The following is a 24,840-nucleotide window of genomic DNA, read 5'->3' on the forward strand; positions in this document are numbered from 1 at the left end:
CAGTTGAAGCAACGAATCATAACAGGCTTGATTGGTGGAGCGGCATTTCTGTTTTTTATCTACCAAGGTGGAGCCTGGTACTCACTTTTGGTGTTATTACTGGCCGTCATAGGCCATTTTGAATTTATGCGGATGGCTGGCATTCAGCCATTCAATGTGGCAGGGATACTCGGATACGTGCTCATGGCCAGTTTGCTGTGGCCATCGCTCGCGTTTTCTGACTGGCTTCGCATCAGCATGCCGGATCTGATGCTGCCTGTCCTTTTGCTTTTGTTGATTTACTCCGTTCTGCGGAAAAATCAGTTTCACATTGAACACGTCGCCCTTACACTGGTGGGGGCGTTATACATAGGCTTCGGTTTTACATACATGGCCGCAGCCCGCAATCTTCCAGACGGATTGATGCTCACTGCGCTTGTGATTGCTGCGATCTGGTCCACAGATTCGGGGGCCTATTTTGTCGGGAAAGCAATCGGAAAGCGAAAGCTCTGGCCCGAGATCAGTCCGAACAAAACGGTCGAGGGCGCGCTTGGCGGGCTGGCAGCGGCCGTTCTGATCGTGATCGTCATCAATGCTTGCTTCGGCAGCATAGCATTTGACAAGGCACTAACGATTGCCCTGGTTGCCGGCATCATTGGACAAATGGGCGACCTGGTAGAATCGGCATTCAAACGTCATTTTCAGGTAAAAGATTCAGGACAGCTCATTCCCGGACACGGTGGCGTGCTGGATCGCTTTGACAGTTTTCTGCTTGTCTTTCCGGTTTTGCATCTACTAGGTATCGTCTGAAACCTGGTGCATATAGAAGAGATATAGAGGGTGAAATCAGTGAAAAAAATAGCGCTCTTGGGTTCGACTGGCTCGATTGGAACAAGCACCTTGGAAGTGGTTGAACAGCACCCGGAAGATTTTGCTGTCGTCGCCATGGCAGCAGGGACGAATGTGGAGCTGTTTGCCAAGCAGGTCGAAAAGTTTCGGCCTGAGCTTGTTTCGGTGGGGAGCGAGCAAGCGGCTGTCCAGCTTCGCGAACAGTTGGGAAGCGGACATAAACCCGAGATTGTTTTCGGATCAGCGGGGCTTGAACTGGTTGCCTGCCACGATGCCGCCAGCTTTGTCATGACAGCGGTGGTCGGCAGCGTAGGCGTGGCTCCTACTCTTGCCGCTATCGAAGCGGGCAAGACGATTGGACTAGCAAACAAGGAAACGCTGGTGAGCGCAGGTCCCGTTGTGATGAAGCGGGCGAAAGAAAAAGGGGTTGCCATCATCCCTGTCGACAGCGAGCACTCTGCTGTCTTTCAATGTCTGCAAGGAGAAAGAGCAGAAGATGTAGCCCGTATCATCTTGACTGCTTCCGGAGGCTCGTTCCGCCATTTGAGCCGCGAGGAGCTGCAACAGGTGACGGTAGAGCAAGCACTGGCGCACCCGAACTGGAGTATGGGCGCAAAAATCACCATTGATTCGGCTACCATGATGAACAAAGGCTTCGAAGTAATCGAGGCCCATTGGCTGTTTGATATGCCGTACGAGCACATTGACTGTGTGCTGCATTATGAAAGTATCGTTCACTCTATGGTAGAATACAAAGACCGGGCCGTTATGGCGCAGTTGGGCACACCTGACATGAAGGTGCCAATCCAGTACGCCATGGGGTATCCCGGCAGACAAAATTTGAGTACAGAACCTCTTGATCTGGTCAAAATCGGCTCGCTTCATTTTGCTGCCATGGATTTTGAACGCTATCCTCTGCTACAATTGGCGTATGAATGCGGGAGAGCGGGCGGTACGCATACCGCTGTCCTGAATGCAGCCAATGAAGTCGCTGTCGACCTTTTCCTGAAAGGCGCCATTGCGTTCCTCGACATCGAAAAGGTTGTCAGACAGACGTGTGAGGCCCATGAGGGAGTACATAATCCCGAGCTGGACGAGATTTTTGCGGCTGATCAGTGGGCGCGCGCTCATGCGCTTGCGTCCGTTTAAGAGACTGGATCTAGACACTCCAACGAAAGGTGGCTGTTCACTTGCCTTTTCCCAACATGGATTCCGTTGAATCAATTCTCGCGATTGTCGTCGTTTTTGGTGCGCTCGTTTTCGTGCATGAGCTGGGGCACTTTCTCTTGGCTAAAAGAGCCGGGATTCTGTGCCGCGAATTTGCGCTGGGAATGGGGCCGAAAATCTTTCGCGTGAAGCGGGGAGAAACGGAATACACGCTTCGCCTCCTCCCCATTGGAGGTATGGTCCGCATGGCGGGCGAAGACCCCGAAATGGATATGTTGAAACCGCACATGGAAGTAAGTTTGGAGCGGGATGCGTTAGGAAAGGTAACCCATATTTTGCTGGACGGACCGGGTACTGCTTCCCCTCGTGCGATCACGGGGACAGTGGTTCGTTTTGACTTGGAAAACGATTTGCATATCGTAGTGGATGTGGCAGGAGAAGAGCGCCAGTTTTCCGTTCATCCGCAGGCGCAGTTGGTCAAGGATGGACAAGAGGTGCAGATCGCGCCATTGAACAGACAGTTTAAAGGAAAGACGATCTCGCAGCGCTTCTGGGCGATTTTCGCCGGACCTTTTGCCAACTTCTTGCTGGCGTTTCTGTTGTTCATCGCTATCGGTCTGCTGTACGGCGTGCCGAAAGACATCCCGTATCTGGGCGAAGTCAGGGCAAATGGACCAGCGGCTGAAGCTGGCTTGATGCAAGGAGACAAAATTATTTCGATTCAGGGACAGCCTGTGGCTTCCTGGAAAGAAATCGTCCAGATTATCAGTACGTCGCCGGGCAAGGAAATGAAGTTTGAGTACGAGCGCAATGGACAGCGCAACTCGGTTTTGGTCAAGGTCGGAAAAGACGAAAATAACGTGGGCAAAATCATGGTGACGAACCCGTTGACGTACGCCCCGGGAGAAGTGTTGAAGTACGGCGCGTCCTCGACTTACGAGTTCACGGCGATGATTTTGAAAAGTTTAGGGATGCTCTTTACGGGTTCAGTCGGGCTTAACGACCTGAGCGGGCCAGTAGGCATCTTCAAGATGACCGGAGAGTTTGCTCAGCAAGGCATGGCCATTTTGATGAAATGGGCAGCCGTGCTCTCCATCAACCTCGGACTGTTCAATCTGTTGCCGCTTCCGGCACTGGACGGAGGAAGACTCGCCTTCCTCGCAGTAGAAGCGCTGCGTGGACGTCCGGTTGATCCGCATAAAGAAGGAATGGTTCATTTTCTGGGCTTTGCTTTCTTGATGTTGCTGATTCTTGTTGTAACCTGGAACGATCTGCAACGGTTGTTCTTCCAATAACGTACTATCATGATGAGTAGAATACAGACAAATTTAAAGGATGGTGCAAAATGTACAAGCGCGAGGAGACGAAACCGGTTTTTGTGGGAGGCGTGCAAATCGGTGGCCAAAAAAGCGTAGTAATTCAATCGATGACGACAGCAGACACGCGTGATGTAGAAAAAACACTGGCCGAGATTCAAAGACTTCACGATGCTGGTTGCCAAATTGTCCGCCTAGCCGTCATCAATCAAGACGCAGCGCTCGCCATCAAAAAAATCAAGGAGCGTTCCCCGCTGCCGCTTGTTGCTGACATCCATTTTGACTATAGGCTGGCGTTGACAGCGCTGGAAAGCGGCATCGACAAAATCCGGATCAATCCGGGAAATATCGGGTCCATTGAAAGAACAAAGCGCGTTGTGGAGGCTTGCCGCGAGCGGAACGTTCCGATCCGCATCGGGGTAAACTCCGGTTCGGTCGAGAGACGACTGCTGGAGAAGTACGGATATCCTTCGCCAGAAGCGATTGTCGAGAGTGCGCTTGACCACGTGGAAATTTTGGAAGACCTGAACTACGACAATATCGTCATTTCCTTGAAGTCGTCCGATGTGCCGACGATGATCCAGACGTATTCGCTGATGGCGCAAAAACGCAACTATCCGCTGCACGTTGGGGTGACAGAAGCAGGAACACAGTTCTCCGGCACGGTCAAGTCTTCCGTCGGCATCGGTACAGTTCTGTCGATGGGAATCGGCGACACGATCCGCGTATCCTTGACGGCTGATCCGGTAGAAGAAATCAAGGTTGCCAAGCAGATTTTGCGCAGCCTCGATATCGTGAACAACGATCCTGTCGTGATTGCCTGCCCGTCTTGCGGCCGTTGTGCGATCGATCTGATCGGCTTGGCTACAAAGGTCGAGGATGCGATTTCCACTTTGAAAGTGCCGTTGAAAGTAGCCGTCATGGGATGTGCTGTAAACGGGCCGGGGGAAGCGCGCGAAGCGGATGTCGGCGTTGCGGGCGGAAACGGTGAAGGTCTGATTTTCCGCAATGGTAGAATTGTGCGCAAAGTGAAAGAAGACGAATTGTTCGAAGAGTTGATGAAAGAAATTAACGAAATGGTCAACGAGAAAAAGCCGACTGAAGTAGGCTGATCATTGTTGATTGCTGACGAGGCATAAGGAGGACACGCACGTGTTGAAGCAAAGTCAAATGTTGATTCCTACCTTGCGGGAAGTGCCTGCGGATGCGGAGATTGCCAGCCATAAGCTGCTTCTCCGCGCCGGTATGGCCCGCCAACTGGCTTCCGGTATTTATACATACCTGCCATTGGCGCTTCGGACCCTGCATAAAATCCAGGCCATTGTGCGTGAAGAGATGAACAACGCAGGTGCCCAGGAGCTGTTGATGCCAGCGATGCAGCCGGCTGAGCTGTGGCATCAGACAGGCCGTTGGGACGTGTACGGGCCGGAACTCGTACGTCTGCGCGATCGCCACGACCGCTCCTTTGCGCTCGGACCGACGCATGAAGAAGTCATTACCAGTCTGGTTCGTGACGAGATTAACTCTTACAAAAAACTCCCGATCAACCTGTATCAAATTCAGACGAAGTTCCGCGATGAAGTGCGTCCGCGCTTCGGTTTGATTCGTTGCCGCGAGTTTATCATGAAGGATGCGTATTCCTTTGATACGACCCAAGAAGGACTGGATCGCAACTTCCAGGCGATGTACGACGCCTATACGAACATTTTCACCCGCGTTGGCCTGAATTTCCGTGCAGTAGAAGCGGATGCAGGCGCGATCGGCGGAAAAGGCACGTATGAGTTCATGGCACTGTGCGACATCGGGGAAGATACGATTGCTTATTCCGAAGAAGGCGACTTTGCCGCCAACCTGGAAAAAGCAGAAGTCGTGTACAAGCCAGCAACAAAACCAGCTGCAGAAGCGGCAGCAAAAGAAAAAGTGCACACGCCAGGCAGCAAAACGATTGATCAACTCGTACAAGCTTTGCAAGTCGAAGCGAAGCAAATCATCAAGAGCCTCATCTACCGCGTAGACGACAAGCTGGTGATGGTGCTCGTTCGCGGCGATCATGAGCTGAATGAAGTGAAGCTGAAAAACATGTACGATGCAACCTTCGTTGGATTGGCAACAGAAGCGGACATCGTTTCCGTGACGGGAGTACCTGCCGGATTTGTCGGCCCTGTCGGTATCGATGCCGAAAAAGTGGAAATCGTTGCGGACAACTTCGTGCAGGACGTGCACGATGGCATCGTCGGCGCCAACGAGACGGACTACCATCTGTTGCACGTCGTCCCAGGCCGCGATTTTGCCGTTTCCCGCTATGCTGATTTGCGCAACATCACAGAAGGCGATGAATGCCCGCGTACGGGTGGCGCGATCAAGTTTGCGCGCGGCGTAGAGGTTGGACACGTGTTCAAGCTCGGAACGAAATACTCTACGGCTATGGGCGCTACCTTCCTGGATGAGAACGGCCGCAGCCAGCCGATGATCATGGGCTGCTACGGTATCGGCGTATCGCGGACGATTGCAGCGGTCATCGAGCAAAACAACGATGAGAATGGGATTATTTGGCCGGTAGCTGTCGCGCCTTTCCATGTACATGTGATCCCGGTCAATGTTAAAGTAGAGGAGCAGCGCCAAATCAGCGAACAAGTTACGGAAGCCCTGCAAAAAGCAGGCGTGGAAGTATTGTTCGATGACCGCCCTGAGCGTGCTGGCGTGAAGTTCAAGGATGCAGACCTGATCGGACTGCCGCTGCGCATTACCGTATCGGACAAAGCGGCGCAGGAAGGCACGATCGAAGTACGCGTCCGCAAAAATGGAGAAACCGTAAACGTGAAGCTGGAAGACCTCGTATCCGAAGTGAAAGCGATGCTTGCTCGCGTGGATCATACGGGAGCCGCCCTGTTTGGCATCGAGTAGCTTGCAGGATTGAAGGAAGATTTTGTCGAATTTTACGGGGTACTCCCCTAGTCACAATGGGAGTACCTCTTTTTCTTGTTTTTGGGAGGGTGGAATACCGTGGACCGTATACAAGAGCAAAAACAGCGTTTCTCTCTGTTACTCAAGCAAATGGAAGTACCTGAAGAATGGGTCAACCGCTATTTTCTTGACGGGCAGATCGACAAGCTGGAGCTGTACAAACAAAACAAAGAGTGGGTTTTCCATTTTACATTGCCCAAGCTTTTGCCCGTCGAAGCTTATGCAGCTTTCACGAAGCGATTGACGCAGTCCTTCTCCCATCTGGCGAAAGTCGATGCCAGGTTTTGCTACAGGCAGAAGCCTGCGCTTGATTTTGTCGTGGAGCAGTATTGGGACTTGCTCGTCGGGGGACTGGAGCCGACGCTCAATTCCTTGGCTGCAACGTTGCGTACCGCGAGAAAACAGGTGGAACAGCAAGAAGTAAAAGTGTATTTGCCGACCGAGATGACAGTCGAAGTAGCCAAGCGAAAGCGCGCTGACAACGAATTGCTTGCCGCTTTCCAAAAAGCGACGGATACTTCCATGCGGTTTTCCTTTCATGGTGAGGAGAGCGATGAAGCGTACCAGGCTTTTGTCGAGCAGCGGAATGAAGAAGAGCGGGCACTGGTTGAAGTCGTCATGACGGCGGCAGCCCAGGAAAGCAAAGGCTCCGACAAAACAGAAGCCATCACGACATTGATGATGGGCTACGAGATCAAAGACGCTCCGATCCCGATCTGCGAGATTCAGGAGGAAGAGCGCCGAATCGTGATTCAGGGTGCCGTGTTCAACGTGGAAGTAAAAGAGCTGCGCAGCGGCCGTCACTTGCTGACGTTCAACGTGTCAGACTATACGGATTCATTGACGGTCAAAATGTTTTCGCGTGACAAAGAAGACGTCAAGATGCTGGAAGCACTCAAAGACGGCATGTGGGTCAAGGTGCGCGGGAGCGTTCAGCATGACACCTTTATCCGCGAGCTGGTGATGAATGCCAATGACTTGAACCAGATCGAGCAGGTCATTCGCCGCGACCAGGCGGAAGAAAAGCGGGTGGAGCTGCATTGCCACACGCCGATGAGCGCGCTGGACGCAGTAGCTTCCGTCAAGTCGCTTGTTTCCACAGCGGCCAAATGGGGTCATAAGGCGATCGCGATTACCGACCACGGGGTTGTGCAGGCGTTCCCGGAGGCGTATTCGATCGCGAAGAAAAACAACATCAAGTGCATTCTCGGCATGGAAGCCTACGTGGTGGAAGATGGCATCGACATCGTCTACAACTTGAATGCAGACAACAACTTGCCAATCGACGAGACGACAGAATACGTCGTGTTCGATACGGAGACGACGGGGCTGAATGCTGCCGAGCACACGATTATCGAGATCGCTGCGGTAAAAATGAAAGGGTCGGAAATTGTCGATCAATGGACAGAGCTGATCGATCCGCAACTGGAGATCGGGCCAAAGACGACGGAGATCACGGGGATTACGAACGAGATGCTGCGCGGTCAAGACACGCTCGACGTCGTGCTTCGCAAGTTCAAGGATTTTACCGGCGATGCCGTGCTGGTTGCGCATAACGCCGAGTTTGACAAGGCGTTTATTAACGCGTGTGCCAAGCGCATCGGGATGGAGCCGTGGAACAACCCGTTTTTGGATACATTGCCCCTGGCGCGGATGATGTACAAAGGCATGCGCAACTACCGTCTCGGTTCACTCGCCAAGAAGTTTAATGTCGAGCTGATCAACGCTCACCGGGCGTTGGACGATACAGTCGCACTCGCACACGTCTTCCAGCAAATGCTTAAAGATATCAAGGAAGCGCAGATCAAGTCGCTCGCCGAGCTGAACGAAAAAAGCAACGAAGAAGCCGATTACAAGAGCGGACGTCCTTTCCATGCCACGATTTTGGTGAAAAACAAGGAAGGTCTCAAAAACTTGTACAAGCTCGTCAGCCGCTCTCACGTGGAGACGTTCTTCCGTTGGCCTCGCATCCAGCGCAGCCAGCTGAGCAAATACCGCGAAGGCTTGCTGATCGGGACGGCGTGCAAAGACGGAGAGCTGATGCAGTCGATTTTGCGCGGGAAGTCGCCCGAAGAATTGAAGGAAGTCGCTGCTTTTTACGATTTCCTGGAGATTCAGCCTATCGCTCATTACTCGCCGCTGCTCCGCAACGAAGAGATTCCTTCGCTGGAGACGATGAAAAACTATCACAAAATGATCGTGGACATGGGAAAAGAGATGGGCAAGCTGGTCGCTGCGACAGGCGATGTTCATTTTCTCAATCCACAGGATGAAATTTTCCGCGATGTGTTCCTGTTGTCAAAAGGCGATCCGACAGCGGGGAATCAACCGCCTTTGTATTTGCACACGACAGATGAAATGCTGGAGTCCTTTTCCTACCTCGGCGAAGAGCTGGCCAAAGAAATCGTCGTGACGAACACCAATGCCATAGCCGACATGATCGAGGACGTCAGCCCGATTCCAGACAAGCTGTACACCCCGATTATCGAGGGAGCAGATGATGAACTGCGGGAAATGTGCTACAACAAGGCGAAGCTGCTCTACGGCGATCCATTGCCGGAGCTGGTGGAAAAGCGTCTGGAAAAGGAACTGAACAGTATCATCACGCACGGCTTCGGGGTTATTTACTTGATTTCGCAGCGTCTGGTGACCAAGTCGCTTCAGGATGGTTACCTGGTCGGATCGCGTGGTTCGGTCGGGTCGTCCTTCGTGGCGACGATGTCGGAAATTACCGAGGTAAATCCGCTGCCGCCGCACTATCGCTGCCCGAATTGCAAGCATAGCGAATTTATTACGGACGGTTCCATCGCTTCCGGTTTCGACTTGCCTGACAAAGAGTGCCCGCAGTGCGGAACCAGCTTTGCAAAAGACGGACAGGACATTCCGTTCGAGACGTTCCTTGGCTTCAAGGGAGACAAAGTTCCCGATATTGACTTGAACTTCTCGGGTGACTATCAGCCGCGAGCCCATAAATACACGCAAGAGCTTTTCGGCGCAGACTACGTATATCGCGCAGGAACGATCGGTACTGTCGCGGAGAAGACAGCGTACGGCTATGTGAGAAAGTACGCTGATGAGCGGGGCATGACTTTGCGCAATGCAGAGATATCCCGGATCGTGAACGGATGCACGGGCGTCAAACGGACGACTGGGCAGCACCCGGGCGGAATTATTGTTGTTCCTGACTACATGGAAATTGAAGATTTTTGTCCGATCCAGTTCCCGGCAGATGATAATGAATCCGAGTGGCGCACGACTCATTTCGACTTCCACTCGATCCATGACAACTTGCTGAAACTCGATATTCTCGGACACGACGACCCGACCGTCATTCGCATGCTGCAAGACTTGACAGGCATGGACCCGAAAACGATCCCGCTCGACGACAAGAAGACGATGTCCATTTTCAGCTCGACAGAAGCATTGGGTGTGACACCGGAGCAGATTGGGACGAATATGGGAACGCTTGGAATCCCCGAGTTTGGAACCAAGTTCGTTCGCCAGATGCTTGAGGATACGAAGCCGACGACATTCGCCGAGCTTGTCCAGATTTCCGGGTTGTCTCACGGTACGGATGTATGGTTGAACAACGCCCAGGATTTGATCCGCAACGGCATATGCAAACTGCCTGAAGTTATCGGTTGTCGTGACGACATCATGGTTTATTTGATCTATAAAGGTTTGGAACCGTCCCGCGCATTCAAAATCATGGAGTCTGTGCGGAAAGGGAAAGGTGTGCCGGAAGAGGATCAGGAAGAAATGCGCAAAAACAACGTACCGGATTGGTACATCCAGTCTTGCCAGCGCATCAAGTACATGTTCCCGAAAGCCCACGCCACGGCTTACGTGATGATGGCTGTGCGGATTGCCTACTTCAAGGTGCATCGTCCGCTTGAATTTTACGCGACTTACTTCACTGTGCGGGCAGATGACTTCGATATCCCGTTGATGGTCAAAGGCTCCGCTGCCATCCGGCAAAAAATCGACGAAATCGAAGGCAAGGGCCACGACGCGCAGCCGAAAGAGAAAGCGCTGTTGACCGTGCTGGAGATGGCGCTGGAGATGGTGGAGCGCGGCTTCCGGTTTGCCAACGTCGACCTGTATGAATCGGACGCGACACGCTTCCTGATCAAAGGCGACTCGCTGATTGCTCCGTTCAACGCTTTGCCAGGCTTGGGCACGAACGCTGCGATCAGCATCGTGGAGGCGAGAGAACAAGGAGAGTTTTTGTCGAAGGAAGACCTGCTGTCCCGTTCCCGCATCTCCAAGACGATTTTGGAGTACCTGGAGGAACAAGGCGCTCTGAAAGGACTGCCGGAATCGAACCAGCTGTCGCTGTTCTAGTCCGGCCTAGCGGGCCCGCGTATCCAAAGGTTGTCAGCGAAGGGCTGTTATGCTATAATTTTTTTGGAAATACTGGTTTTATACGCATGGCAGATCGAGAGTGGGGAAACCCACTCTTTCTTTCTGGTTACACCTCATGGTTCAATCGTAAAGGAGGTACTTGCTTGAGCAAGGTAACGGGCATCGTCACCGAACTGGTCACGCCCATTGTTGACGAATTGGGTTTGGAACTGGTTGACATCGAGTACAAAAAGGAAGGCAGCAACTGGTTTCTGCGCGTGTTTATCGACAATGAAACTGGCAACATCGACATCGATGACTGCAGCCTTGTCAGCGAGAAGCTGAGTCAAAAACTTGACGAAGTAGATCCGATTCCGACTGCATATTTTTTGGAAGTATCTTCGCCGGGTGCTGAGCGTCCGTTGCGCAAGGATAAGGATTTTACCAAAGCTGTCGGCAGGCATGTGCACATTACAACCAAAGAGCCGATAGAAGGAGCAAGCCAGTTCGAGGGCGAACTGATATCGTACGAGGACGGCAAACTGACTGTTAAAGAAGCGAAAAAAACGTACGTGATTTCCCAAGAGCAAATTGACACGGCACGAATGGCAATCGTTTTCTAGATTGCTGGTGGCCGGTGGGTAAGTAAAGGAGGAGGCAACGAAAGTCATGAACGGCGATTTTATCGAGGCTCTAGAAGCCATTGAGAGAGAGAAAGGCATCACCAAAGACGTGCTGATCGAGGCCATCGAAGCGGCTCTTATCTCTGGATACAAACGTAACTTCAACTCGGCCCAAAATGTACGGGTGGATGTAAATCGTCATTCAGGTATGGTTCGCGTGTATGCACGCAAAGAAGTGGTGGAAGAAGTTTTTGACCCGCGCCTGGAGATTTCCCAGGAAGCTGCCCAAGAAATCGATCCGAATTTTAGACTGGAAGATATCGTGGAAATCGAGGTTACGCCTCGTGACTTCGGACGAATTGCTGCACAAACCGCGAAGCAAGTGGTGACACAGCGCATTCGCGAAGCGGAGCGCGGCCTCATTTACAGCGAGTTTATCGAGCGCGAAGACGATATCGTTACAGGGGTTGTCCAACGCATGGACGCCCGCAATTATTACATCGATCTTGGCAAAGCGGAAGCTGTTATGCCGATCACCGAGAAAATGCCGTCCGAAGATTTCAAGTCGCAAGATCGCGTGAAGGCATACATCATTAAAGTAGAAAAAACCACCAAGGGTCCGCAAATCGTCGTTTCCCGTACTCATCCGGGACTTTTGAAGCGCCTCTTTGAATTGGAAGTGCCAGAGATTTACGATGGTGTGGTTGAAATCAAGTCCGTTGCTCGCGAAGCAGGCGACCGTTCCAAAATCGCTGTTCATTCCATCAACCCGGATGTAGATCCTGTAGGGGCATGTGTTGGTCCAAAAGGCATGCGCGTACAGACGATCGTCACCGAGCTGAAGGGCGAGAAAATCGACATCGTCCGCTGGTCTGAAGATCCGGCCGAGTACGTAGCCAACGCGCTCAGCCCGGCGAAAGTGCTTCACGTTGAAGTCAACCTCGCGGAAAAAGTAACCCGTGTCATCGTGCCGGATTACCAATTGTCGCTTGCGATCGGTAAACGTGGACAAAACGCTCGTCTCGCTGCCAAGCTGACTGGCTGGAAGATCGACATCAAGAGCGAATCCCAGGCAGATCAAGAAGGCATCGTCTACCCGAAAGAAGTAGAGGGCGATGAAGGAGTCGACAACGAATAGTCATGAAGCAAAAAAAGATCCCTTTGCGTAAATGCATTGTTTGCCAAGGAATGTTTCCGAAAAAGGAATTGATCCGTGTGGTCCGAACGCCGGCTGAAGAGATCGTCATCGATCTGACGGGAAAGGCGGCAGGACGCGGTACCTATGTGTGTCGGCAGGAAAGCTGTCTGAAGCCGGATGCGTTCGCATCGGGAAAATGGAAAAAAGTGCTGGAACGTGCCCTCAACATGTCCATCGCGGAAGAAAAGTATGACGCTTTTCGCGAGAAGTGGCTGGAGATGATGGGACGATGATCCCGAAGGCAGCTCAGCTGCTCGGAATTGCGATGCGCGCGAGAAAAATCGTGACAGGAGAGGAATTGGTCATTACGTCTATCCGCAATGGCCAGGCTCGTCTGGTTTTGCTCGCATCAGATGCATCAGACAATACCGCCAAAAAAGTCAAGGATAAATGTTCCTATTACGGGGTCTCATGTATAACCACAGGCGACCGACATTCATTGGGACACGCAATCGGAAAAGATGGGCGCGTTACCGTGGCGGTGACCGATGGGAAGTTGGCTGAAAGCATTCAGCGTCTGCTCACCTAACTTAGAAAGGGTGAAGTTTATTTGAAGACACGTGTGTATGAATATGCCAAACAGCACAACATGAGCAGTAAGGAAATCCTCAATTTGCTAAAGCGATTGAACATAGAAGTAGCAAATCATATGAGTATCATGGAAGAAGGGACGATTAAGCGGATCGAGGATCACATGGCCAAATTGCGCGCCGGTTCCAAGCCGGAAGGACGCAATACGCCAAGTGATGCAAGACCAAAGCCAATGGACGAACAACGACGCCCCAACCAATCCAGAGGACAGCAGACCCCATCCCAGCAACAGCCGGGGCAAGGTCAGCAGTCACAAGCTGCCAAAAGCGATAGACAAAACGATCGCGGCGGTTTTGCTACCAGCAACAATCGTCCAGTCAACACCACAGCAAGTGGAAAACAGCCCGATCAGCAAAGTCCTCAACATGGAAAAAATCAGGGGAAGAATCAGGAGAGAAGACCAAACCATATGAGAAGTCAACCTGCGAAACCGAGTGACCGCAAACCGCAAAACCAACAACGACCACAAGGCCAAGGCCAACAAAGACCACAGAACCAACAGCAAAGACCGCAAAACCAACAGCGTCCTCCGCAACAGGCTGCTGCGACCAGCCAAACCGAGACGCGCACAGGTGATGAGTTTGAAGACAAAGTAAAACTCCCATCCAACGTCGGTATGGAAAAGCGCGAGAAAATCAAAAAAGCGCCGCAAACGCAAAAGACGTTTGAAGACAATAAAAAGAGCCAGCCTTTCCGTGGCGGCAATAACCGCAACAACCAAAACAACCGTCGTGGCGGCAATCACAACCAGCGCGGTGCCCAAAAAGCGCAGCGCCCTGTGATTGAACCACCAACGAAAATCACTTTTACCGATTCCTTGACAGTGAACGAGTTGGCTGTGAAACTGCGCAGAGAACCGGCGGAAATCATCAAAAAGTTGTTTAATTTGGGGATCATGGCAACGATCAACCAATATTTGGAACGCGAAGCGATTGAGTTGATCTGCGCTGACTACGGCGTAGAAGTGGAAGAAAAAATCATCATCGACGAGACAAACTTCGAAACGCTGGAAGAAGTAGATGCGCCAGAAACCCTTTTGGAGCGTCCTCCGGTTGTTACCATCATGGGTCACGTTGACCACGGAAAAACGACTTTGCTCGACGCCATCCGCTCTACCAACGTAGTAGCAGGCGAAGCAGGCGGTATCACCCAGCACATCGGTGCTTACCAGGTAGAGATCAAAGGCAAGAAGATCACGTTCCTCGATACGCCTGGTCACGCGGCGTTCACAACGATGCGTGCACGCGGTGCGCAAATTACGGACATCACGATTCTCGTGGTTGCAGCCGATGACGGTGTCATGCCACAAACCGTTGAAGCGATCAGCCATGCGAAAGCAGCGAACGTTCCGATCATCGTAGCTGTGAACAAGGTTGACAAACCGGAAGCCAACATCGACCGGATCAAGCAAGAACTGACCGAGTATGAACTGGTTGCAGAAGAATGGGGCGGCGAAACCATTTTCTCTCCTCTGTCTGCCAAACAGCGTACAGGTATCGAAGAATTGCTGGAGTACATTTTGCTCGTCGCAGAAGTTCAGGAGCTGAAAGCAAACCCTGACAAGCGCGCGCGTGGTACGGTAGTAGAAGCCGAGCTGGACAAAGGCCGCGGTCCTGTAGCGACCATCCTGGTACAGCAAGGAACACTGCGTGTCGGCGATCCGATCGTAGTTGGTTCTGCTTATGGCCGTGTTCGTGCGATGGTGAACGACAAAGGCCGTCGTCTGAAAGAAGCAGGCCCATCTACACCAGTGGAAATCACAGGTTTGAACGATGTGCCGCAAGCTGGCGACCAGTTCCGCGTATTTGAAGACGAGAAAAAAGCTCGTGCGATCGGGGAAGCCCGCGCAGTCAAACAGCGCGAATCCGAGCGCCGCGAAAGCTCTCGCGTATCGCTGGACGATCTGTTCCAACACATTCAGGAAGGCGATATCAAAGAGCTGAACCTGATCGTAAAAGGCGACGTGCAAGGTTCTGTAGAAGCTCTGCGCGGCTCCCTGGAAAAGATCGACGTCAACGGTACCCGCGTGAAGATCATTCACACTGGTGTCGGAGCGATTACCGAGTCCGACGTAACCTTGGCGAACGCATCGAATGCCATCATCATCGGTTTCAACGTGCGTCCTGAGCCAAACGCTCGCAGCATGGCTGAACAAGAGAAGATCGACATTCGCCTGCACCGCGTTATCTACACCGTCATCGAAGAGATCGAGCAAGCCCTGAAAGGCATGCTGGACCCTGTTTACAAAGAAAACATCATCGGTCAGGCAGAAATCCGCGAAGTATTCAAAGTATCCAAAGTCGGAAACATCGCTGGTTGCTATGTAACCGAAGGCAAGCTGAGCCGTGATGCAGGTGCCCGTCTGATTCGCGAAGGCATCGTCATTTACGAAGGCAAGCTGGACACCTTGAAACGCTTCAAGGATGACGCTAAAGACGTAAACGCAGGTTACGAGTGCGGTCTGACCTTGGAACGCTTCCAAGACCTGAAAGTTGGCGACGTTGTCGAAGCTTTCGTCATGGTTGAAGTGAAGCAATAATGATAGTAGGGGTGCAGATCGAACTGTTTCTGCCCGCTTGCCAAAACTTGAAAGAAAAACGGGCCATCGTCAAAAGTCTGATTGCCAAGCTGCGAAGCCGTTTCAATGTCTCCGCAGCTGAGGTGGCTTATTACGAGCAGTGGCAGCGTACCGTGTTGGGTATCGCTGCCGTTGCTAATGAAATGTCATTTTTACAACAAGAAATGCAGGCTGTGGTGCGATTTGTGGAAAACCATCCCGATGCCGAGTTGATTCGGGTCGATACGGAATACTACGAATAGGACAGCCAGCGGAGGTGAGAGTAAATGAACAAAACACGGATTAGCCGCGTCGGTGAAGAAATCAAAAAAGAACTGAGCCTCGTTTTGCAGCGTGGATTGAAAGATCCTCGCGTCGGCTTTGTCACAGTAACGGATGTAGAAGTAAGCAGCGATCTTCAGCTTGCCAAAGTATTCGTCAGCATTTTTGGGTCTGAGGAAGAGCGCAAAGCCTCTCTGGCAGGACTGACAAAAGCAAAAGGCTACCTGCGTACCGAAATTGGCAAACGCGTGAAGCTGCGCCATATCCCTGATTTCGTCTTCAAGCTGGACGAGTCGATTGACTACGGTACCAAAATTGAGTCGATCCTGCGGGAAATCTCCACAGAAGGAGAGAAACAGGATGAATCGTAATCAAGCAACAGTAGAGGAAGCGGCCCGTTTTTTGCGGGAGCATAACCGCTTCCTGGTTCTTTCCCATATCAGTCCAGATGGCGATGCTACCGGCTCCGCACTGGGAGTCGTGCTCATGCTAGAGCAGCTGGGAAAAGAATACGTGGTGGTAAACGAAGGGGAAACGCCGCTCAAGTTCAACTTTTTGCCGCGTTTTGACCGCTTGCGGGACCTTCGCAAACAACCGCTTGCTGAAACATTTGAGGCCGTAATCGCCGTAGACTGTGCCGATGAGTCACGGATGGGCGATGTACGGTCTTTATTTGCTTCTGGAGCCGCTTTGTTGAATATTGATCATCATCCGACAAATGACGATTTCGGAAGCGTCAATCTCGTTCGTCCGGAAGCGGCAGCTACGGCGGAGATTTTGTTCGATGTGGCAGAGCAGGCGGGGATTGCTTTTAACGAAGAACTCGCTCTGTGCATCTACACAGGGCTTTTGACGGACACAGGCGGTTTTCGCTATTCCAACACGACGCCGCGCGTCATGGAAATTGCCGCACGCTTGCTCAGCTATGGCGTGAAGCCGGGCGAGGTTGCGGAGCGCTGCCTGGAAGAGATCACTTTTGCCCATGTCAAAGTGTTGCGGCGTGCGCTGCAGACGCTGGAGCTGTCTCATGGAAGTCTCGTCGCTTCGATTGCCGTATCTGTCGGCGATTTTTCGGAAGCAAATGCCCAACGCGAGGATGCGGGTGGTCTGGTGAACTACTGCCGCAATATCGAGGGCGTCGAGGTAGGCGTTTCTTTTGTCGAGGCAGAGCCGGGAGTCGTCAAGGTGAGTATGCGCGCCCGCGATCGCGTCGACGTGTCTGCCATCGCCAAGCAGCTTGGCGGCGGAGGGCATGCCAAAGCATCCGGCTGCACGGTCAAGGGAACGATTGCAGAAGCGAAGCAAAAGGTATGGGACGTATTGGAACCAGCATTAGGAGTGAAACACGATGAGTAGCAACCATGGCGTGCTGGTAATCGACAAGCCGGCGGGTATGACCTCCCACGACTGCGTGGCGCGTATCCGTCGGCTGTATGGTACAAAAAAAGTCGGGCATACGGGAACACTCGATCCGGATGTGACCGGAGTGCTCCCGATATGTGTCGGGAACGCTACCCGGCTGGTGGAGTATTTGCAAGAACTGCCCAAGCGCTATTCGGTGGTCATGCGCCTCGGCTCCGCGACTACGACGGAGGACGCTTCGGGAGAGCTGCTGGAACAGGCGCAAGTAGACGCTGCGTCCATTACGCAGGAGCGCATCGAAAGCTTGTTTGCCTCCTTTTTGGGTGAAATCGAACAAGTGCCGCCGATGTTTTCAGCCGTCAAAGTAAACGGAAAGCGTCTTTACGACTTGGCGCGAGAAGGCACTGTGATTGAGAGACAGGCGCGCAAAGTTACGCTTTACGAGTTGACGCTTCACGAGATCAAGACAGACCAAGACTATGTCGACATCTCTTTCTCCTGCACGTGCTCGAAAGGTACATACATGCGCACCTTATGTGTTGACCTCGGACGCTCTCTGGGGTATCCTGCCCATATGAAGCTGCTTCGGCGAATCAAGAGCGGTCCGTTCATGGAAGGGGAGGCGATTCCTCTTCAGGAACTGGAGGAGCGGGCTGCCAATGGGGAGGATCTCTCCCGTTATCTTGTCTCCATCCCACAGGCGATTTCATTTTTGCCGTCTTATCAGGTCAAGCCGGAGCGAACCCGCGCGGTACGCAACGGACTGGCGACTGCACTGCCGGGTGTAACGGCCGAGGTTGGCAGCTTGATCTGCCTGTTTGCAGGGGAAGAGCTGCTTGGCATTCATCGCGTGTGCCGTGGGGACAAAGGTCTTTTCGCCAAAGCAGAAAAAGTCTTTCCAGCCGAGGTGTAAACCGTGAAAACGATCTCCCTGACCTATCCACTACCGAATGAATTGCAAGCGAAGCCGTGCGCAATTGCACTTGGCTACTTCGATGGTGTACATATTGGACATCGCCGAGTCATTCAAAAGGCGATTGATACAGCAAAAGCGAACGGATGGGAAAGTACCGTTCTGACTTTTGACCCTCATCCGCGCGAGGTTCTTGGGCAGAGCGGCTATACGAGCTACCTGACTCCTCTGTCGGACAAACTGGAACAATTCGAGAAGATGGGGGTAGACACGACGTATGTCATGAAGTTCGATATCGGGTTTGCTGCGGTTTACCCGGAGGACTTCATTACCGAGTGCATGCTCCCGCTCGCTTGCCAGCATGTTGTGGTCGGATTTGATTACACTTTTGGATACAGAGGAATGGGAACGGCCCACACGCTGCAGGAGATGAGCAAAGGCCGCTATGGCCTCGACATCATCAGCCCGGTTAACCGCTTGGGCGAAAAAGTGAGCAGCACGATCATTCGCGAGTATCTCCACCACGGCAACGTAGAGCAAGTGCGTCACCTGCTTGGCCGTCCGTACAAGGTTCGCGGCAAAGTCGTGCACGGCGACAAGCGCGGGCGCACAATCGGCTTCCCTACAGCAAACGTTCGGGTCAACGCTCCGTATTTGATCGGCAAAAACGGCGTGTACGGAGTGCGGTTTACAGTCGATGCGAAAAGCTACTACGGGGTCATGAATGTGGGAATCAAGCCTACGTTTGAACTGGAGAAAAAAGAAAAATCGCTAGAAGTACACATTTTCGAGTTCTCTGGTGAGATTTACGACAAAGAGGTAGAAGTAGAGTTCCTCTTCTATATCCGCGAAGAGCAAAAATTCGCTGGTGTGGAAGCTCTGATTGCGCAAATTGGCCGGGATGTAGACGCGGCGAAGCAAAAGTTTGCGAGCGGAGTCTCGTAAAACGAATCTCTTTGCTTTTTCAAAAATGGTATGCTATAATTCAAAACGTTGTACAGATAACCGCAGCTTGGCTGTCCGATGCTCACCGACGGCAGACTCGGCTAACGGGATATAAAAAAAGGAGGTGAGTCATGATGGCATTGTCTCAAGAGCGTAAAACTCAACTGATTCAAGAGTTCCGTACTCATGACAACGACACCGGTTCTCCGGAAGTTCAAATCGCTATCTTGACCGAAAACATTAACAACCTGAACGGACACTTGCGTACGCACAAAAAAGATCACCACAGCCGTCGTGGTCTGTTGAAAATGGTAGGTCAACGCCGTAACCTGTTGACATACTTGCGTGAAGCAGATGTTCAACGCTATCGTTCGGTTGTAGACCGTCTGGGTCTGCGCCGCTAGTCAGCGTTTTGCAAAAAGCGGGTTCTTCCCGCTTTTTCTATCGTGTAGGGGAGCTTGGCACATCTGTTGTCAGGCTCTCTGAAACGATACAAATAAAGTGATTCAAGCGTGATGAAAATGGCTTCAAAAGAAGCTTTTTTTATTATCCAAAATGACTGCCAAAGCTCACCATTTAATTTTCATGGTGGCAGGAAATAATACATACAGGTAGAAAACAAAGTGTAGATATGCACATTGTCGTGAAGGAGGACTGCTAGCATCATGGAGCAACAATACCGTACATACGATTTTGAACTGGCAGGCCGCAAGCTGACCCTGGAATTTGGCAAAATGGCCAAACAGGCTCACGGATCGGTTCTGGTTCGGTACGGCGATACGGCAATCCTGTCTGCAGTTACAGTCTCGAAAGAGCCAAAAGCTCTTGATTTTTTCCCGTTGACTGTTAACTATGAGGAACGTCTCTATGCAGTCGGAAAAATTCCCGGCGGCTTTATTAAAAGAGAAGGTCGTCCAAGCGAAAAAGCGATTTTGGCAAGCCGCTTGATTGACCGCCCAATTCGTCCCCTTTTCGCAGAAGGATTCCGTAACGACGTACAAATTGTCAATACTGTTCTGTCGGTTGATCAGGACTGCTCACCGGAAATCGCCGCTATGATCGGTACGTCTGCCGCTCTTTGCGTTTCCGAAATTCCGTTTGAAGGTCCGATTGCCGGTGTCATCGTTGGGCGCATTGATGGCGAGTTCATCATCAACCCGACTGTGGAGCAGGCAGAAAAAAGCGATATTCACCTCGTAGTCGCAGGTACACACAAAGCGATCAACATGGTCGAGGCTGCCGCAAATCAAGTGCCGGAGTCTGTCATGCTCGAAGCAATCATGACAGGTCACGAGGTTATCAAGAAGCTGGTTGAGTTCCAAAACCAGATCGTGGCAGAAATCGGCAAAGAAAAAATGGAAGTCATCCTGCATGAAGTCGATCCGGAAATCGATCAGGCTGTGCGCGCATTTGCAGAAGCACGTCTGAAAGAAGCGGTTCGGATTGAAGAAAAGCAGGCTCGTTACGACGCGATTGACGCGATCAAGGACGAGACGAAAGAGCATTTCGCTGCCAAAGATCCGGAAAACTATCCGGAGCAGGAAAAGATGATTGGCGAAGTGTTGGGCAACATCGTCAAAGACGAAGTTCGCCGCCTCATTACCGAAGAAAAAGTTCGTCCGGATGGACGGGCTCTTGGCGAAATTCGCCCGCTTTCCAGCGAGACAAGCATCTTGTCCCGTACGCACGGTTCCGCGATGTTCACCCGTGGTCAAACACAAGCTTTGAGCGTGTGCACGCTTGGGGCGCTGGGTGATGTGCAAATCCTGGACGGACTCGGTCTGGAAGAGTCGAAGCGATTCATGCACCATTACAACTTCCCGCCATACAGCGTAGGTGAAGCTCGTCCACTGCGTCCTCCAGGCCGTCGTGAAATCGGGCACGGGGCGTTGGGTGAGCGCGCGATTGAGCCGATCATTCCATCTGAACACGAGTTCCCGTACACGATCCGACTGGTTTCCGAAGTCATCGAGTCCAACGGTTCGACGTCGCAAGCTTCCATTTGCGCGAGCGTATTGGCTCTGATGGATGCAGGGGTACCGATTAAAGCACCTGTAGCAGGTATCGCAATGGGCTTGATCATGAGCAAGGACGAACAGTCTTTCTCGATCTTGACAGACATCCAAGGCATGGAAGACCACTTGGGCGATATGGACTTCAAAGTGGCTGGCACCGAAGCGGGTGTAACCGCGATCCAGATGGATATCAAAATTTCCGGGATCAACCGCGAAATCTTGGAGCAAGCTTTGGAGCAAGCGCGTGAAGGTCGTTTGCACATCCTGAAGCATATGATGAGCACCATTTCCAAACCGCGTGAAGAGCTGTCTCCTTATGCGCCTAAGATATTGACCATGTCGATCAATCCGGAGAAAATCCGCGATGTCATCGGCCCACAAGGTCGCGTCATCAACAAGATTATCGAAGAAACCGGCGTGAAAATCGACATCGAGCAAGATGGACGAGTTTTCATCGCTTCGATCAATCACGAAGCGAATCTGCGTGCGAAACAAATCATCGAGGACCTGGTTCGCGAGGTTGCTGTCGGCCAGATTTATCTGGGAACCGTCAAGCGCGTAGAGAAGTACGGAGCGTTCATCGAACTGTTTGCAGGCAAAGAAGGCTTGTGCCACATCTCCCAATTGGCAGAAGAACGCGTAGCCAAGACGGAAGACGTAGTTGCTGTTGGCGACAAGGTGCAAGTGAAGGTGACAGAGATTGACGATCAAGGTCGCATCAATCTGTCCCGCAAAGCTGTACTCAAAGAGCAAGCTGCGGCTCAGGCCGAAAATGCTCCGACCCAAGCAGAATAATCAACAAACAAAAGGCTTCGTCACTCGAAGAAATTCGTGTACGGAAGCTTTTTTCTTTTGGCCAAAAATGTCTAAGTCACTCGGTATGCTCATACATTGGACAAAGAGAGACTTGTACGTACATAAGGAGGGCTGGCTCCACGATGGCGGAAAGAAAGAGCAGGCTTTGGGTTACGGTCTTTGTCGCAGTCGGAATGATCATGCTGCTGCAATACCAGCCAATTCACGAATATATCAGCTTTGTGAAAAAGGAACAGACCGTAACGGCGGAAAAAATTTTGGATGAAAAAGAACGGTTGCGCGCCCAGGTGGAGAAGTGGAAAGCCGAGCGGGATGAAGCGCCGATCGACGCGGTCATTGATCCGACATGGAAAGCCATTCCCGGCTACAACGGGCGAATCGTCGATGTGGACGCTTCCGTCGAGAAAATGTTGGCAACGGGAGTAGCAGGACCGGAAATGTTGGTATATAAAGAAGTACCTCCCGCGATTTCACTTGACCAGCTTGGCGCACAGCCGATCTATCGCGGAAATCCGAAAAAGCCGACGATCTCCTTCATGATAAATGTGGCCTGGGGCAACGAATACTTGGACTCCATGCTGGATACGTTGGATAAGCATCAAGTGAAGACGACGTTTTTTCTGGATGGCTCGTGGGTCAAACGCTATCCGGAAGAGGCGAAAAAAATTGCAGAGCGTGGACACGAGATTGGCAACCATGCCTACTCGCATCCTGACATGAGCACCCTGGGCACGCAGCGCATTCATCAAGAGATCAGTCGGACACAGGAGATCATCAGCAAGACGCTGGGGATCAAGCCCATCTTGTTCGCCCCTCCTTCGGGTGCATTCAACAAGCAGGTGGTTCAAATTGCCCACTCCTCGTACCAGATGAAGACGATTATGTGGACGGCGGATACGGTAGACTGGAAAAAGCCTTCTCCCAGCTTCGTGATTAAAAAGATCAGCGGTTTGATGAGCAACGGAACATTGGTGCTGATGCACCCGACAGCCGCGTCACAGGCGAGTCTCGACCAGTTGCTGACAATTGCCAAGAAAAAGGGGCTCCAGCCCGTCACCGTCTCGGAAGTTTTGTCCAGCCGCCGACTCCCGTGATGGGAAAACAAGCTCATTTATTGTGGAGACAAAAGAAGTTTGCTATAGTTAGACGTGTTTACAGCCATTTCCCGGAAGTTGCGGATAGAGAGATGATCAACCGAGGAGGATTTGCGTGATACAACGTCATACATGTGAAAACGGTCTTCGAATTGTGACGGAAAAAATTCCGTCCGTTCGCTCTGTTGCTTTGGGCATCTGGGTGGGGACCGGTTCGAAATATGAACAGGAGAAAAACAACGGGATTTCCCATTTTCTTGAGCATATGTTTTTTAAAGGTACAAGTACCCGGTCTGCGAAAGAAATCGCGGAGACTTTTGATGAGATCGGCGGAAACGTAAACGCATTCACATCGAAAGAGTACACCTGCTATTATGCGCGAGTGCTCGACCAGCACGCACCGATCGCGTTAGACGTGCTTTCCGATATGTATTTCCACTCTGTCTTCGACGCAGAGGAACTGGAAAAAGAAAAAAATGTCGTCATTGAAGAAATCAGCATGTACGAGGATACGCCTGACGATCTTGTGCACGATTTGATTGCCAGGGCTACTTACAGCAAACACCCGCTCGGCTACTCGATTTTGGGTACGGAAGACGTCCTGCGCAGTCTGAAACGCGACGATTTGCTGAGCTACATCGACGCCCACTACCTTCCGTCCAATACAGTGGTGACGGTAGCGGGGAACTTTGATGACAACCTCATTGAAGAGATCAAGAAGCGCTTCAGCGGCTTTTCGCGCCAAGGCAAGCTGGCGCCTCTGTCAGAACCCGAGTTTGCTGCGAATGTAATCGCCCACAACAAAGCGACTGAGCAGGCGCACTTGTGCCTGTCCCTGCCAGGGTTTAAAGTCGGTCACCCGGATGTGTACTCGCTCATTTTGCTGAACAACGTATTGGGAGGCAGCATGAGCTCGCGTCTCTTCCAGGAAATTCGCGAAGAGCGGGGATTGGCATACTCGGTCTATTCGTACCATTCTTCCTACAAGGAAGCGGGAACTTTCACTGTGTATACGGGCACAGCGCCTGAGCACGTGGGTCAAGTGTTCGATATCGTGACAAACGTCCTGCGCGATGTGGCTGACCGCGGCATCTCCGACAAAGAGCTGAACAAAGGAAAAGAGCAGCTGAAAGGCAGCCTGATGCTCAGCCTGGAAAGCACCAACAGCCGGATGAGCCGCCTTGGCAAAAACGAGCTGCTCCTGGAACGCCACCTCAATCTGGACGAGATCATCGCCAAAATCGACCGCGTCTCGCACGAATCTGTCCTGGCTGTCGCGCAGGAGCTGTTCCGCTCGAAGCTGGCGATGGCGATGGTAAGCCCGCTTGAGGGATACCCTGCCAACGTGAAAAACGACATTTTGCTATAGCTTTTCCCTTTGCGAAAAATCCGGCATAGCCCGGATTTTTTTGCGTATATCAACAGTAACGCAAACAAGGACAAAGGGGGGCTTGGCCAATGCGGCTTAGCGAACTGGGCGGCAAAGAAATCATCGGCTTGGACAACGGGGAAAAAATGGGGGTGATCAGCGACTCCGACCTCGTCATCCAGCCGGAAAACGGCGCGATTCAGTCGATCATTTTGCCAGGCAGCAGCTTTTTTGGCTTCGGCAAAAAACGCGAAGACCTGGTGATCCCGTGGAGCTCCATCGTGAAAATCGGTCCGGACATGGTCATCGTCTCGCTCGGACAAGAAGAGACACAGGCTTCGCAAAAGTAGGCTCTGCTGTCACCGAAGTAGCGCAAGCCGAATAGGATGGGGGTAGAGCGCACGGACTTCCGACAACTTTTTCAAAAGGAAAACCTTTGCGTTCCGATCATTTAAT

At 52.0% G+C, this 24,840-nt stretch carries 21 protein-coding genes; all 21 read left to right on the plus strand.

The window, feature by feature from the left end:
- Nucleotides 1-3 precede the first annotated feature (3 nt).
- The 21 genes from EDM60_RS18170 (at nt 4) to EDM60_RS18270 (ending at nt 24,734) form a co-directional block, all read left to right on the plus strand.
- A complete protein-coding gene (locus EDM60_RS18170) occupies nt 4-789 on the plus strand; it encodes a phosphatidate cytidylyltransferase (RefSeq protein ID WP_122965222.1) in 786 nt (261 codons plus the stop codon).
- A 39-nt stretch (nt 790-828) separates the two neighbouring features.
- Entirely contained in the window at nt 829-1,977 is a 1,149-nt protein-coding gene (locus EDM60_RS18175; protein WP_122965480.1) for a 1-deoxy-D-xylulose-5-phosphate reductoisomerase, read from the plus strand.
- 41 nt (nt 1,978-2,018) lie between these two features.
- The gene (gene rseP, locus EDM60_RS18180; protein WP_083955638.1) at nt 2,019-3,290 is read left to right on the plus strand and encodes an RIP metalloprotease RseP; all 1,272 of its coding nucleotides are present in this window, start codon (nt 2,019-2,021) and stop codon (nt 3,288-3,290) included.
- A 50-nt stretch (nt 3,291-3,340) separates the two neighbouring features.
- Nucleotides 3,341-4,423, plus strand: a complete 1,083-nt coding sequence (gene ispG, locus EDM60_RS18185; RefSeq protein ID WP_122965223.1) for a flavodoxin-dependent (E)-4-hydroxy-3-methylbut-2-enyl-diphosphate synthase — start codon at nt 3,341-3,343, stop codon at nt 4,421-4,423.
- Between the two features lie 43 nt (nt 4,424-4,466).
- The gene (locus EDM60_RS18190; RefSeq protein WP_167470345.1) at nt 4,467-6,215 is read left to right on the plus strand and encodes a proline--tRNA ligase; all 1,749 of its coding nucleotides are present in this window, start codon (nt 4,467-4,469) and stop codon (nt 6,213-6,215) included.
- A 99-nt stretch (nt 6,216-6,314) separates the two neighbouring features.
- The gene (locus tag EDM60_RS18195) at nt 6,315-10,619 is read left to right on the plus strand and encodes a PolC-type DNA polymerase III (protein ID WP_122965225.1); all 4,305 of its coding nucleotides are present in this window, start codon (nt 6,315-6,317) and stop codon (nt 10,617-10,619) included.
- Nucleotides 10,620-10,783: 164 nt separating this feature from the next.
- Complete coding sequence (gene rimP / locus EDM60_RS18200; protein WP_063227597.1) at nt 10,784-11,242, plus strand: ribosome maturation factor RimP; 459 nt, start codon at nt 10,784-10,786, stop codon at nt 11,240-11,242.
- A gap of 46 nt (nt 11,243-11,288) precedes the next feature.
- A complete protein-coding gene (gene nusA / locus EDM60_RS18205) occupies nt 11,289-12,380 on the plus strand; it encodes a transcription termination factor NusA (protein WP_063227596.1) in 1,092 nt (363 codons plus the stop codon).
- 2 nt (nt 12,381-12,382) lie between these two features.
- Nucleotides 12,383-12,673, plus strand: a complete 291-nt coding sequence (gene rnpM / locus EDM60_RS18210) for an RNase P modulator RnpM (RefSeq protein WP_122965226.1) — start codon at nt 12,383-12,385, stop codon at nt 12,671-12,673.
- Nucleotides 12,670-12,969, plus strand: a complete 300-nt coding sequence (locus tag EDM60_RS18215) for a YlxQ family RNA-binding protein (RefSeq protein ID WP_122965227.1) — start codon at nt 12,670-12,672, stop codon at nt 12,967-12,969. Before rnpM ends, EDM60_RS18215 begins: the two co-directional genes overlap by 4 nt.
- A gap of 21 nt (nt 12,970-12,990) precedes the next feature.
- The gene (gene infB / locus EDM60_RS18220; protein WP_122965228.1) at nt 12,991-15,570 is read left to right on the plus strand and encodes a translation initiation factor IF-2; all 2,580 of its coding nucleotides are present in this window, start codon (nt 12,991-12,993) and stop codon (nt 15,568-15,570) included.
- Entirely contained in the window at nt 15,570-15,851 is a 282-nt protein-coding gene (locus tag EDM60_RS18225) for a DUF503 domain-containing protein (RefSeq protein WP_122965229.1), read from the plus strand. Before infB ends, EDM60_RS18225 begins: the two co-directional genes overlap by 1 nt.
- A gap of 24 nt (nt 15,852-15,875) precedes the next feature.
- Nucleotides 15,876-16,241, plus strand: a complete 366-nt coding sequence (gene rbfA / locus EDM60_RS18230; RefSeq protein ID WP_063227592.1) for a 30S ribosome-binding factor RbfA — start codon at nt 15,876-15,878, stop codon at nt 16,239-16,241.
- Nucleotides 16,231-17,226, plus strand: a complete 996-nt coding sequence (locus EDM60_RS18235) for a DHH family phosphoesterase (RefSeq protein ID WP_122965230.1) — start codon at nt 16,231-16,233, stop codon at nt 17,224-17,226. Before rbfA ends, EDM60_RS18235 begins: the two co-directional genes overlap by 11 nt.
- A complete protein-coding gene (gene truB, locus EDM60_RS18240) occupies nt 17,219-18,145 on the plus strand; it encodes a tRNA pseudouridine(55) synthase TruB (RefSeq protein ID WP_122965231.1) in 927 nt (308 codons plus the stop codon). Before EDM60_RS18235 ends, truB begins: the two co-directional genes overlap by 8 nt.
- A gap of 3 nt (nt 18,146-18,148) precedes the next feature.
- Complete coding sequence (locus EDM60_RS18245) at nt 18,149-19,090, plus strand: bifunctional riboflavin kinase/FAD synthetase (RefSeq protein ID WP_063227589.1); 942 nt, start codon at nt 18,149-18,151, stop codon at nt 19,088-19,090.
- Nucleotides 19,091-19,224: 134 nt separating this feature from the next.
- Nucleotides 19,225-19,494, plus strand: a complete 270-nt coding sequence (rpsO, locus tag EDM60_RS18250; protein ID WP_063227708.1) for a 30S ribosomal protein S15 — start codon at nt 19,225-19,227, stop codon at nt 19,492-19,494.
- A gap of 261 nt (nt 19,495-19,755) precedes the next feature.
- Complete coding sequence (pnp, locus tag EDM60_RS18255; RefSeq protein WP_122965232.1) at nt 19,756-21,900, plus strand: polyribonucleotide nucleotidyltransferase; 2,145 nt, start codon at nt 19,756-19,758, stop codon at nt 21,898-21,900.
- A 143-nt stretch (nt 21,901-22,043) separates the two neighbouring features.
- Entirely contained in the window at nt 22,044-23,015 is a 972-nt protein-coding gene (locus EDM60_RS18260; RefSeq protein WP_122965233.1) for a polysaccharide deacetylase family protein, read from the plus strand.
- A 115-nt stretch (nt 23,016-23,130) separates the two neighbouring features.
- Nucleotides 23,131-24,384 (plus strand): M16 family metallopeptidase, encoded by a 1,254-nt coding sequence (locus EDM60_RS18265; RefSeq protein ID WP_122965234.1) that lies wholly within the window; start codon nt 23,131-23,133, stop codon nt 24,382-24,384.
- An 89-nt stretch (nt 24,385-24,473) separates the two neighbouring features.
- Nucleotides 24,474-24,734 (plus strand): YlmC/YmxH family sporulation protein, encoded by a 261-nt coding sequence (locus EDM60_RS18270; protein ID WP_122965235.1) that lies wholly within the window; start codon nt 24,474-24,476, stop codon nt 24,732-24,734.
- Nucleotides 24,735-24,840: the final 106 nt, after the last annotated feature.

It is taken from the genome of Brevibacillus parabrevis (genome assembly GCF_003710905.1).
Lineage (GTDB): Bacteria > Bacillota > Bacilli > Brevibacillales > Brevibacillaceae > Brevibacillus > Brevibacillus parabrevis.